This is a genomic window from Enterobacter cloacae complex sp. HYC033_NIDB (assembly GCF_056673335.1).
Window position 1 is genome coordinate 3,966,251 of the sequence record NZ_CP115123.1, and the last position, 12,572, is coordinate 3,978,822.

Genomic DNA, 12,572 nt, shown 5'->3' on the forward strand with positions numbered 1-12,572 from the left:
CAAACACAAATGATTTCAATTATCATTTGTGTTTGCAATTCTACATTCTTTTGTACAATTCCAGGCTCTTCTCCATCTCAAAGAGTTCTTACAAGACAAAAACATACAGTTCTCAGGGTTATCCCGATGGAGTTTTATTCATTTTTATACGGAATGTACAAATGACAATACCGCGCATTAAGCTCCTGGCCGTCGCCATTGGCGCTGCCACATGTTCCCCCTTCGTTCACGCAGCCGATCAGGACACCGTTGTCGTCACCGCGACGGGTTTTGAACAAAAGATCCAGAATGCCCCCGCCTCCATCTCTGTGATTTCAAAACAGCAGATTGAAGATAAAGCCTACCGTGATGTTACCGATGCCCTGAGAGACGTCCCGGGCGTTGTCGTCACTGGCGGCGGGAGCAGCAGTGATATCAGTATTCGCGGCATGGCCTCTCAGTACACCCTGTTCCTGGTGAACGGCAAACGCGTCAGTACGCGAAGCACCCGCCCCAACAGCGACAACTCGGGTATTGAACAAGGCTGGCTGCCGCCGCTGGAGTCCATTGAGCGCATCGAGGTCATCCGCGGCCCGATGTCCTCGCTTTACGGCTCCGATGCTATGGGTGGCGTAATTAACGTCATTACCAAAAAAGTCTCGAACACTAAAGCCTGGACCGGTTCGTTGCATGGCGATGCGACCTTCCAGGAAAACAATGATTCCGGCGATATCTTCCAGACCAACGCCTACGCTTCTGGTCCCCTGATCGACGGACTGCTGGGCGCAAAAGTGACGGGGCTGTTGTCACGCCGCGCAGAAGATAAAATCGTGAACGGCTATAACGAGCAGAAAATGCGTAACGGTGGCATTACGCTGAACTTCACGCCGGACGAGAAGAACGATTTCGACCTCGACTTTGCTCGCGAGCTTCAGGACAGAAACAGCACCCCGGGGATGTCGAAAGCGGCTGAAACCTGCCGGGGAACAACCTGTACGCCAAATACCAAAAGCGACTCGCGCTATGAGCACACGACCTACTCCTTAACGCACAACGGGTATTACGACGACTTCAATACCACCAGCTATATCCAGCAGGAAGAGACCAATAATCCAGGTCGCAAAATGCGCTCCTATAACACCACCTTCAACAACCAGAACCAGATTTTCCTCGGCGATCATACGTTGACCCTCGGCGGGCAGTATCGTTATGAGAAACTGCGCGACAAGGGTAATCAGCTGGAAGCTGCTGACGGACTGAACAAACTGACGCGCTGGAGCTGGGCCCTGTTTGCCGAAGATGAATGGGCAATGACGGAAAGCTTTACGTTGACCGGCGGTCTGCGTATGGACAAAGACCAAAACTACGGTACTAACTGGACGCCGCGCGGTTACGGCGTATGGCACCTGGCCGATCAGTGGACGTTAAAAGGCGGGGTTTCGGCTGGCTATCGTGCGCCGGATCTGCGTCAGTCGTCTGCCAGCTGGGGCCAGGTAACGGGTGGCGGCCGTCTTGACGGTATCATCGTTGGCAACCCGGATCTGAAACCAGAGAAGAGCCTGAGCGAAGAGCTCGCCCTGCTCTGGGATAACAACGATAACCTGAATGCCGGCGTAACGCTGTTTAATACCGACTTCAAGGACAAGATTACGGAAGTTCGCCGCTGTAACAGCAGCGCCGATCCCGCCTGTACGATTGGCGATCACAGCTATGATTTCGTCAGCGATCGCGTCAACGTGGACAAAGCCAACATGCGCGGTGTGGAGTCCTCCTTCGGGTGGAAAATCACGCGCGATGTGAACTGGACTGCAAACTACACCTATACGGAGTCTGAGCAGAAGAGCGGCCAGTTCTCCGGCAAGCCACTGAACAAAATGCCGAAACACATGTTCAACACCACCCTGGACTGGCAGGCGACGCCAGATGTCGGATTCTGGAGCCGTCTGAACCTGCGCGGTAAAACGTCTGAGTACCTGAGCCGCACGTCAATGTCCCAGGGTACGCCGTCCTACACTCAGGTTGATGTCGGTATGCGCTACAACGCCAACAAAAACCTGCTGGTTACTGCCGGTGTGTATAACGTGCTCGATAAGCAGATTGATTACGATACGTATGACACCGTGCTGGATGGCCGTCGCTACACCGTCGGCATGACCTACAGCTTCTGATCTGCCCATAAAAAAGCCCGCTCAACTGAGCGGGCTAAAAAAGAGGAAGTGCGGTTATTGTTTAAATCGTTCCGGGAAATCCATTTCACTGTAGCGAACGAAGCGTGTTCCTTTCGTCAGTTTGTAGCCAAACCAGATGATCAGGAACAGCGGAATGCCAATATAGGTGGCCGTGACGGCGCCCCAGTCAATGGTGTCCGCAAGGAAGGCCTCATAGTTCTGACCCAGGGTAATAATCAGGCACAGAACGAAGGCGAAGATCGGCCCCAGCGGGAAGAACCCTGACCGGTACGGCAGATTATTCAGATCATGCCCCTGCTTGACGTACCCGCGACGGAAACGGTAGTGGCTGATGGCAATGCCCAGCCAGGCAATGAAGCCCGTCATACCAGAGGTGTTAAGCAGCCACAGGTAGACCGTCTGATTGCCGAACATGGAGGTCAGGAAACAGAGACCCGCAATCACCGTGGTCGCATACAGCGCGTTGCGCGGCACGCCACCGCGAGACAGTTTCGAGAAAATACGCGGCGCTTTACCGTCGCAGGCCAGGGTGTAGAGCATGCGGGTGGAGGCGTACATCCCGGAGTTACCCGCAGACAGTACCGCCGTCAGGATCACCGCGTTCATCACCGCCGCGGCAGAGAGCAGACCCGCGTGCTGGAAGACCAGCGTGAACGGGCTGACGCTGATGTCTTTCACATCGTTACGCAGCAGGCTTGGGTCGGTATACGGAATAATCAGGCTGATAATCAGGATCGCGAACACATAGAACAGCAGGATACGCCAGAACACCTGACGCACCGCGCGCGGAATGTTCTTCTCCGGGTTTTCGGATTCACCGGCCGCGATACCAATCAGCTCGGTACCCTGGAAGGAGAAGCCGACAATCATCGCCACGCCAATCATCGCCGAGAAGCCCCCGGCAAACGGCGCATCGCCTATAGTCCAGTTACTCCAGCCCGCCGGTTCAGCCCCTTTGAAAATACCAACGATCATCGCCACACCGACGACGATAAAGATGATGACGGTTGCCACTTTAATCAAAGAGAACCAGTATTCCGCTTCGCCAAAGCCGCGCACGGAGATGTAGTTCAGCAGGAAGATGACCGCCAGGAACAGGGCGCTCCAGATCCAGCCTGGCGTGTCCGGGAACCACCAGGTCATCACCAGCTGTGCGGCGACGAGGTCAACGGCGATGGTCACCGCCCAGTTGTACCAGTAGTTCCAGCCCAGCGCGAAGCCGAAGCCTTCCTCAACGTATTTTTGTCCGTAGGTCGAAAACGAACCAGACACCGGCATGTATGCCGCCAGTTCACCCAGGCTGGTCATCAGGAAGTAGACCATCAGGCCAATCAGGATATAAGAGAATAATGCCCCACCCGGGCCGGCTGCCGAAATTGTTGCGCCAGAGGCAACGAAAAGACCCGTACCGATGGAGCCGCCAATGGCGATCATCGTCAGGTGACGCGCCTTAAGTGCGCGACGTAGCGCGGGCGCTTCTGTGGTTTTAGTTTCTGAAACCATGTGAAAATGCTGTCCATTCAATAAATGAGGCGCGATTGTAGCAGACGATCTGCGTTGCTTCCGGCAGAAATGCTCAGTTATAAGAGAGCTTCATGACTCGGCCAGGATTATAAGTAAAGCATAAAAATGTGGGGTGATAAGCGCACATAGCCCCGGTAAGCGAAGCGCCACCGGGGAACGTTAAATGGCGCAGTAGCGCAGAAAACGCTGGAGCGAGCTGGAAAGGTGTTTCTGACGATGATGGATGCACCACAGCGTGCGCACCAGCTTCGGCAGCGGAACGGGGATCTCAACCAGAGAGCCGGTCTCCAGCTGTTCGGCAATCACCCGTCGGGAAAGACAGCTAATGCCCAGGCCATGACGCACCGCATGCTTAATCGCCTCGGAGTTACCTAACTCCATCCCTAACTGGAACTGCGGCAGATGGGACAGCAGCAGATAATCGACAATCTCACGCGTGCCGGAGCCCTGCTCTCGCAAGATCCACTGCGCCTGCGCCAGACGCTCCAGCGTCACCTCGCCCTGGAGTAAAGATGAGGCCGGGGAGGCAAACACCACCAGCTCATCCTCCAGCCAGGGTTCCGCAATGATATCCACGTTGTGGCACGGCCCTTCGATAAGCCCGATGTCCACGCGGAAATCGATCACCGCGTTGATCACGTCCTGGCTGTTGCCGACGCTCATTTCCAGCGGCAGGGTCGGAAAATCCCGGCGGTAGCGGGCAATCACTTCCGGCAGGATGTAGTTACCGATCGTGCTGCTGGCGTAGACGCGAATAGCGCCGTTGTCCTCGCGGAACAGCTGTTCGATCTCCGTTGCCTGCTCCAGCAAGGCCAGGGCACGCGGGTACAGCAGGCGGCCATGTTCGTTCACCACCAGCCGCTTTCCTACCCTGTCGAAAAGCTGAACGCCCAGTTGCCCTTCAAGATCGGTCAAGGCCGCGCTAACGGCGGACTGCGAGAGCGCCAGCATTTGTGACGCCTGGGTTGTCGAGCCGCTTTTCAGCACCTCGGCAAAAACTTCCAGCTGACGCAATGTAATGTGCATGGTTGCTTACCACTTATAAAGATTGATTATAAATATATAATCAATTTTATTTTTAAGCCAGAGCGCCGTAACCTTTAGCCAGACAAAGGAGAAGGTTATGTCAGAAATCACCCTACAACATCATCGTACAGTGTGGCACTTCGTGCCGGGTCTCGCGCTCAGCGCCGTGGTTACCGGCGTGGCTTTATGGGGCGGGAGTATACCGGCGGTTGCCGGCGCAGGGTTCAGCGCCCTGACGCTGGCCATTCTGCTTGGCATGGTGGTCGGGAACACCGTTTATCCACACATCTGGAAATCCTGCGACGGCGGCGTGATTTTCGCCAAGCAGCATTTATTACGTCTCGGGATCATCCTTTATGGCTTCCGTCTCACCTTTTCGCAGATTGCGGATGTCGGTGTCAGCGGGATTGCCATTGACGTCCTGACCCTTTCGAGCACCTTTTTACTGGCGTGCTTTATCGGCCAGAAGATCTTTGGGCTGGACAAACAGACCAGCTGGCTGATCGGTGCGGGTAGCAGCATCTGCGGCGCGGCGGCGGTACTGGCAACAGAACCCGTCGTTAAAGCCGAAGCCAGTAAAGTCACGGTTGCCGTCGCGACGGTAGTTATCTTCGGTACGCTGGCGATCTTCCTGTATCCGGCCATGTATCCGCTGGTGGCGCACTGGTTTAGTCCGGAAACCTACGGCATTTATATCGGCTCAACCATGCACGAAGTGGCGCAGGTGGTGGCGGCAGGTCACGCCATTAACCCGGAAGCGGAAAACGCGGCGGTCATCGCCAAAATGCTGCGCGTGATGATGCTGGCCCCGTTCCTGATTTTCCTCGCGGCGCGGGTTAAACAGCTTGCTCCGGCAGGCGGTAGCGAGAAAAGCAAAATCACCATCCCGTGGTTTGCGATCCTGTTCATCGTGGTCGCTGTCTTCAACTCTTTCCACCTGCTGCCAAAAGCAATGGTGGATATGCTGGTGACGCTGGATACGGTCCTGCTGGCGATGGCGATGGCGGCGCTGGGCGTCACCACACACGTCAGCGCGCTGAAAAAAGCCGGCGCGAAACCGCTGCTGATGGCGCTGGTGCTGTTCATCTGGCTAATCGTTGGCGGTGGTGCGATTAACCTCGCCGTGCACAGCCTGTTGGCATAAACCATCTCGTCCTTCTCCTGTTAACCCGCTATCATAGGCATTTCGGGTTAACAGGAGTCTTTTTATGAAATATGTTGGAGCGCACGTCAGCGCTGCCGGTGGCCTTGCGAATGCCGCCATTCGCGCCGCCGAAATCGAGGCGACCGCTTTCGCCCTGTTCACCAAAAACCAGCGCCAGTGGCGCGCCGCAGCGCTCACCGCTGAAGTGATTGATGATTTCAAAGCCGCCTGTGAGAAATACCACTATGGGCCTGGCCAAATCCTTCCCCACGACAGCTACCTCATTAACCTCGGTCACCCGGTTGCCGAGGCGCTGGAAAAATCCCGCGAAGCGTTCCTGGATGAGGTTCAGCGCTGTGAACAGCTGGGGCTGACGCTGCTGAACTTCCATCCCGGCAGCCATCTGATGCAGATTGACGAAGACGCCTGTCTGGCGCGCATCGCCGAGTCCATCAACATGACGCTGGATAAAACCCAGGGCGTGACGGCGGTGATTGAGAATACCGCCGGTCAGGGCAGCAACCTCGGCTTTAAGTTTGAGCATCTGGCGGCGATCATCGACGGCGTGGAAGATAAATCCCGCGTGGGGGTGTGCATCGATACCTGTCACGCCTTTGCCGCCGGCTATGACCTGCGCACAACCGAGGCCACGAAAAATACCTTCGAGGAGTTCGAGCGTATTGTCGGTTTTAAATACCTTCGCGGTATGCACTTAAACGATGCGAAAAGCGCGTTCGGCAGCCGCGTTGACCGCCACCACAGCCTGGGCGAAGGCAACATCGGCCATGATGCGTTCCGCTTTATCATGCAGGACGCCCGCTTCGACGGCATTCCGATGGTGCTCGAAACCATTAACCCGGATATCTGGGCGGAAGAGATTGCCTGGCTGAAGGCGCAGCAAACCGCTGAACAGGCGGCATAAAAAAAGCCGGGCTGCTTACGCACCCGGCTTTTTTGTAGGTCGGGTAAGGCGAAGCCGCCACCCGACACCTCTTTTAGGCTGCTTTTGCGACCACTTCCGCTTCCGGGCGCTTTAGCACCGCGTAAGACAGGCCTGCCACCAGCGTACCGGCAACAATCGCCAGCAGATAACCCAGCACCGGCGTGATGGCGCCAGGGATGAGCAGGACGAACAGACCGCCGTGCGGCGCCATCAGTTTCGCACCTACCGCCATGGAGATAGCCCCCGTCACCGCACCACCCACGATACAGCACGGCAGAACACGCATTGGATCGCGTGCCGCAAACGGGATTGCGCCTTCGGTGATGAAGCACAGGCCCAGCACCAGCGCCGCTTTACCGCCTTCCTGCTGCGCTTTATCGAACTTACGGCGGGCAATAATCGTCGCCAGACCGAGCGCCAGCGGAGGCACCATACCGGCCGCCATGATCGCCGCCATCGGCGCGTAGGTCTGGGTACTCAGCAGGCCAACGCCAAACGCATATGCCGCTTTGTTCACCGGACCACCCATGTCGGTACACATCATACCGCCGAGGATTGCGCCCAGCAGCACCGCGTTCGCCGTCCCCATGGTTTGCAGCCAGTGGGTCAGACCTTCCAGAATGCCCGCGACCGGCTTACCAATCAGGTAAATCATCGCCAGACCGACCACCAGGCTGGAAATCAGCGGGATGATCAGGATAGGTTTCAGCGCCTCCATACTCTGCGGTAGCTTCAGCTTCGAGCTGATCAGCTTCGCCACATAACCGGCGAGGAAACCGGCAATGATACCGCCGATAAAGCCAGAACCGGTGCTCACGGCGAGCATACCGCCGATAAGACCCGGCGTCAGACCCGGACGGTCAGCAATGGAGAAGGCGATAAAGCCCGCCAGCACCGGCACCATCAGCGCAAACGCGGAGCCGCCGCCAATCTGCATCAACGCAGCCGCCAGCGTGCCCGGCTCTTTAAACGCCTCGATACCAAAGGCGAAGGAGAGCGCAATGCACAGGCCGCCCGCCACTACCATCGGCAGCATGTAAGACACGCCCGTTAACAGGTGACGATAGGCACCGGCAGACTCTTTCTTGCCTTCGGTCGGCGTTTTTGCCGCACCGGTTGCCTGATACGGTTTGGCTTCTGCCAGCGCCTTATCAAACTCCTGCGCGGTCTTCTTCAGCGCCAGGCCGGTAGAGGTGCGGTACATCGGCTTGCCGGCAAACTTCGCCAGATCCACTTCGATATCCGCCGCCACAATCACCAGATCGGCTTCCGCCACCTCTTCCGGCGTGATGGCATTGCCCGCACCAACAGAGCCGCGGGTTTCAACCTTCACCCACCAGCCACGTTTTTTCGCTTCGGTTTCAATGGCTTCAGCCGCCATAAAGGTGTGCGCCACACCTGTCGGGCAGGCCGTTACCGCAACAATGCGTTTCGGCCCAGCGGCGGCAACCGGCGCCGCCTCAACAGGTGCGCTGTAAACCGTCGCATGACCTTTTGCTTCGCTCAGAAACAGTTCAGGGTGTGCCACCGCGCGATTAATATCACCCAGCCACACTTTTTTGCCGTTCAGGGCGCTGTCAGCGGGGATTTTGTCGCCCAGAACAATCGCCATTTCAGCATCACCCGGGTTATCAATGATATCCAGATGCGCTTTTTGTGCCGCCGCGCCCAGCAGGGTCTTCGCCATATAGGCACGAGCCTGTCCGAGACCGGAGTCAATGATCAGCAGCGTTTTCATTATTCCTCTCCTGCTGTTAGTTAAAAGGTTTTAAGTCAACGCGCGCCATCATCGCGGCTAACTGGGTACGATCGGTAATACCGACATTGCTCTGGCTCACGGCCAGGGCCGCAACGGCGGTAGCAAGACGTAAGGTATGTTCACTGGATTCGCGCATCAGCAGACCGTAGATCAGGCCGCCAACCATCGAATCCCCGGCACCCACGGTGCTGACCACCTCCATTGAAGGCGGTTTGGCAATCCATTCCCCGGAGGCGTTAACCCACAGGGCACCTTCTGCACCCAGCGAAATCACCACGTGAGCGATACCCTGCTCGCGCAGCGCATGGGCAGCGTCAATCACATCCTTTAATTCTGGCAGCTTACGGCCCGCCCAGATCTCCAGTTCGCGGCGGTTAGGTTTAACCAGCCATGGCGAGGCTTTCAGACCGGCGACCAGCGCGTCGCGACTGCTGTCGAAAATAATGCACGGGCACTGGCTGCGCAGGCGCGTCATCCAGTCGGTGAACGCTTCCGGGCTGACGCCGGACGGCAGACTGCCGCTGACGCACACCATGTCAAACTGGCCCAGCCAGCTCAGGGAATCGGCAACAAAGCGCTCCCAGTCAGCCGGGGTCACTTCGAAGCCGGAGAAGTTCAGATCGGTCACTTCACCGTCTTTCTCGGTCAGCTTAACGTTGATGCGGGTACGGCCCTGCACAACCTGAAAACGGTTAGCGATGCCCAGTTCACTGAACAACTGCTGAAAACCATCCTGGTTGTCTTTACCGAGGAAGCCGCCTACGGTGACGTCGATGCCGAGATCTTTCAGCACCTTCGCCACGTTAATCCCTTTTCCTGCGGCATGCAGGCCGGTCGTCCGCACCAGGTTGACTTCGCCACGCTCAATTTCCGGGCAGAAACCCACCAGATCGTAAGCCGGGTTCAGCGTAATGGTCGCAACACGTCTGCTCATTATGCGCCCTCCCCCAGACCGGCCGCGATGGCGTCGCCAATCGCTTTCAGCGCCTGTTCAGCATCCGCACCCTGCGCGGTAAAACGCAGACGATGGCCTTTCTTCACGCCCAGCGCGACTACTTTCATCAGGCTGCGCCCGTTGGCTGGTTTACCCGAACCGTCCAGATTGGTCACAGTGATCTCACTTTCAAATTGTTTAATGGTATTCACCAGCATGGTGCCCGGACGGGCATGCAGGCCGTGTTCGTTACGCACCACGTACTCTGCGCTCAGCAGTTCATCCGTCAGCGCATCGTCGCTGGTCAGCAGGGCCAGCACCGTCGCCGCGTCTGCGTTCAGCAGTTTTTCAGCTTTATTGTTCAGCAGCAGATCGCCCAGACGCTTCAGCACGGAAACCGGCTGATCGTCCGCCATGGCAACCGTTACCAGCATCGCGGCGTGTTCGCCGTCTGTCTCAAAGGCAACCGCAGCACGGCTGACCGCGATAGCGCTACGCAGGTTGCCTTCAGCACTGTCGTTCAGCCAGATGCCCTGACCCAGGTTTAATGGCTTATCATTGATGGCGCGCGTCACAAAAGTGGTATCCGCCGCACCGACCTCTTTCAGGCGGGCCGCGTTAAGCGCCTGGAGCGTCAGCAAATCGGACGCGACGACGTCCAGCGTCAGAGTTTCATTATCCAGCTTCAGCGCTTCGCTCTGTTTTTCGCCCATCAGCAGGGCACGCAGCTCTTCAGCAGTGGTGGCGGATTTAAGCTGTTCCGCGACGGCATCATCACTCAGCACGTGCGTCAGCTGACGCAGCAGGCCCAGGTGTTCGTCACCGCTGGCCGCGATGCCGATCGCCACGTAAGCCACCTGACCCTCGCCCCACAGCACGCCCTGCGGGAACTGGAAGACCTGCACGCCGGTTTTCAGCACCTGATCGCGGGTGTCCGTGGTGCCGTGCGGAATTGCAATACCGTTACCGAGGAAGGTGGAGGTCTGCTGTTCACGCGCCAGCATGCCGTTGACGTAGCCGTCAGCCACGTTGCCAGCCTGCACGAGCGCAGCGGCGACCTGGCGAATAGCCTCTTCTTTATTTCCGGCCTGTTCGCCCGGGTGAATATCCTGAACAGATAACTGGAACATGATTCTCCTCTCCTGCTGAAATTGAATCGTTTCAGCTTAACTGAGAAAATAAGCGCTAACCTGCTTCGTCAGGACATGCAAGATAGCGCTGAAACGTTTCAAGAAGTCTTGTCTTTTCTACAAAAGGTTGCAAGAAAAGTTACATTTCTTGTTGCAGAATTTAGAAGTGCAGCACATTTCTTCTTCAGTCGGGAGGTTTTTGCTGATGTTCAGCAAACAGGTTCAGCACGCTTCAGCGAAACGGCGATAAACTGAAATGCTATTTTGATTTATTGTGGCAATCTTGATTTTGCCCTCTGTTTATTTAATGACAGGCGGCGTAAACTCCGCCTCTCTCTGTTACTCGCAAAGACTGAACATGCATAACACCCCCGCTGCCGGCTCACCAAAGCCTTTTGATTTGACGTCAACGGCGTTTTTGATCGTTGCTTTCCTCACCGGTATTGCCGGTGCGTTACAAACGCCTACGCTGAGCCTGTTTCTGACCAACGAAGTTCACGCCCGCCCGGCGATGGTTGGCTTCTTCTTCACCGGGAGCGCCATCATCGGCATTTTCGTCAGCCAGTTTCTTGCCGGGCGATCAGACCGCAAAGGCGATCGCAAAAGCCTGATCGTTTTTTGCTGCCTGCTTGGAGTGTTTGCCTGCCTGCTGTTTGCCTGGAACCGTAACTACTTCATTCTGCTGTTCGTGGGCGTCTTCCTGAGCAGTTTCGGCTCGACCGCCAACCCGCAGATGTTCGCCCTTGCCCGCGAGCATGCCGACCGCACCGGGCGAGAAGCGGTGATGTTCAGTTCGATACTGCGCGCGCAGGTGTCGCTGGCCTGGGTGATTGGCCCCCCGCTCGCCTACGCGCTGGCGATGGTTTTTGGCTTTACGGTGATGTACCTCAGCGCAGCCGTGGCCTTCGTGGTATGCGGCGCAATGGTCTGGTTCTTTCTGCCCTCCATGCGCAAAGAGCCGAAAGTGGCGACCGGTACGCTGGAAGCTCCGCGACGTAACCGGCGCGACGCGCTGCTGTTATTCATTATCTGTACGCTAATGTGGGGAACCAACAGCCTCTATATCATTAATATGCCGCTGTTTATTATTGATGAGCTGCATCTGCCGGAGAAGCTGGCCGGGATCATGATGGGAACCGCCGCGGGGCTTGAGATCCCCACCATGCTGATTGCGGGCTATTACGCGAAGCGCTTCGGCAAGCGCTTTTTGATGCGCGTCGCCGCCGTAGCCGGGCTGCTGTTTTATGTCGGTATGCTGACGGTTCATACGCCAGCCCTGCTTCTTGCTTTACAGCTGCTGAACGCCATTTACATCGGTATCCTGGCCGGTATCGGCATGCTCTACTTCCAGGATCTGATGCCGGGTCAGGCAGGCTCTGCCACCACCCTTTATACTAATACCACCCGCGTGGGCTGGATTATTGCAGGCTCACTGGCGGGCGTTGTGGCTGAAATCTGGAACTATCATACGGTGTTCTGGATTGCGCTGGTGATGTGCGTCCTGACGCTGAGCTGCCTGACGCGAATCAAAGATGTCTAAGGCGCGGTGAGCGCTTCCAGCTCAAGCAGATAAGTGATGGCCTGCTGGCGCGTACTGCCGCACATTTCGGCGGTTGGCTGGAGCCCGGAGCACACCTTCGGGCGCAGGGGCGAGCCAAAGATCATGCACAGGTTAGTGTCAGAGAGCTGAACGCAGCGGGTATTGGCAGGCTTGCCCTCCGGCATGCCTGGAATGGGGCTTGAGATGGACGGTGCGGTACAGCACGCGCCACAGTCGGAACGACAATCCATACATGCTCTCTGTTGGTGGCAGATGCCCGCGCAGTCGGGCATTGCGCGCACAGTAACACCTTTTATGTATTGATAGCAAAACCCACGAATTCCGCTTGCCTGAAAGGCCGCGCGCGAGTAATTTGGCGCGATATTTTTTACCTCCCGTAAACA

11 protein-coding genes are annotated in these 12,572 nt (G+C 56.8%); 5 read left to right on the forward strand and 6 right to left on the reverse strand.

The window, feature by feature from the left end; all coding sequences use genetic code 11:
• The first annotated feature begins 161 nt into the window (after window positions 1-161).
• Window positions 162-2,147, forward strand: coding sequence for a ligand-gated channel protein (locus tag O1721_RS19040; RefSeq protein WP_032648913.1), 1,986 nt, complete (start codon window positions 162-164; stop codon window positions 2,145-2,147).
• A gap of 54 nt (window positions 2,148-2,201) precedes the next feature.
• Here O1721_RS19040 and O1721_RS19045 read toward each other — a convergent pair whose 3' ends face one another.
• Both O1721_RS19045 and yieE read right to left on the reverse strand, forming a co-directional pair.
• Window positions 2,202-3,671 (reverse strand): amino acid permease, encoded by a 1,470-nt coding sequence (locus O1721_RS19045; RefSeq protein ID WP_006811308.1) that lies wholly within the window; start codon window positions 3,669-3,671, stop codon window positions 2,202-2,204.
• Between the two features lie 180 nt (window positions 3,672-3,851).
• The gene (yieE, locus tag O1721_RS19050) at window positions 3,852-4,718 is read right to left on the reverse strand and encodes a DNA-binding transcriptional regulator YeiE (protein WP_017383387.1); all 867 of its coding nucleotides are present in this window, start codon (window positions 4,716-4,718) and stop codon (window positions 3,852-3,854) included.
• Window positions 4,719-4,815: 97 nt separating this feature from the next.
• On the opposite strand from yieE, the gene O1721_RS19055 reads away from it, so the two are divergent.
• Both O1721_RS19055 and nfo read left to right on the forward strand, forming a co-directional pair.
• A complete protein-coding gene (locus tag O1721_RS19055; protein ID WP_017383388.1) occupies window positions 4,816-5,862 on the forward strand; it encodes a YeiH family protein in 1,047 nt (348 codons plus the stop codon).
• A 64-nt stretch (window positions 5,863-5,926) separates the two neighbouring features.
• Window positions 5,927-6,784, forward strand: a complete 858-nt coding sequence (gene nfo / locus O1721_RS19060) for a deoxyribonuclease IV (RefSeq protein WP_017693043.1) — start codon at window positions 5,927-5,929, stop codon at window positions 6,782-6,784.
• A 73-nt stretch (window positions 6,785-6,857) separates the two neighbouring features.
• On the opposite strand, the gene fruA is transcribed toward nfo, so the two are convergent.
• Genes fruA through fruB form a run of 3 tightly spaced genes read right to left on the reverse strand, consistent with a single transcriptional unit; the run spans window position 6,858 to window position 10,628 of the window.
• Window positions 6,858-8,543 carry a PTS fructose transporter subunit IIBC gene (gene fruA / locus O1721_RS19065; protein WP_032103241.1) on the reverse strand — a complete coding sequence of 562 codons (1,686 nt, stop codon included), beginning with the start codon at window positions 8,541-8,543 and terminating at the stop codon, window positions 6,858-6,860.
• Between the two features lie 16 nt (window positions 8,544-8,559).
• Window positions 8,560-9,498: a 1-phosphofructokinase gene (gene fruK, locus O1721_RS19070; RefSeq protein WP_006811313.1), complete on the reverse strand. Its 939-nt coding sequence runs from the start codon at window positions 9,496-9,498 to the stop codon at window positions 8,560-8,562.
• A complete protein-coding gene (gene fruB / locus O1721_RS19075; RefSeq protein ID WP_032648914.1) occupies window positions 9,498-10,628 on the reverse strand; it encodes a fused PTS fructose transporter subunit IIA/HPr protein in 1,131 nt (376 codons plus the stop codon). Before fruB ends, fruK begins: the two co-directional genes overlap by 1 nt.
• A gap of 75 nt (window positions 10,629-10,703) precedes the next feature.
• Here fruB and O1721_RS19080 point away from each other — a divergent pair, with 75 nt between their 5' ends.
• Together O1721_RS19080 and setB are read left to right on the forward strand one after the other, a co-directional pair.
• Window positions 10,704-10,883 (forward strand): hypothetical protein, encoded by a 180-nt coding sequence (locus O1721_RS19080; RefSeq protein WP_139152746.1) that lies wholly within the window; start codon window positions 10,704-10,706, stop codon window positions 10,881-10,883.
• 103 nt (window positions 10,884-10,986) lie between these two features.
• Entirely contained in the window at window positions 10,987-12,168 is a 1,182-nt protein-coding gene (gene setB / locus O1721_RS19085) for a sugar efflux transporter SetB (protein WP_032648915.1), read from the forward strand.
• Here setB and O1721_RS19090 read toward each other — a convergent pair.
• Window positions 12,165-12,419, reverse strand: a complete 255-nt coding sequence (locus O1721_RS19090; RefSeq protein ID WP_003859353.1) for a YkgJ family cysteine cluster protein — start codon at window positions 12,417-12,419, stop codon at window positions 12,165-12,167. The two genes, setB and O1721_RS19090, sit on opposite strands and share 4 nt — an antisense overlap.
• Window positions 12,420-12,572 lie beyond the last annotated feature (153 nt).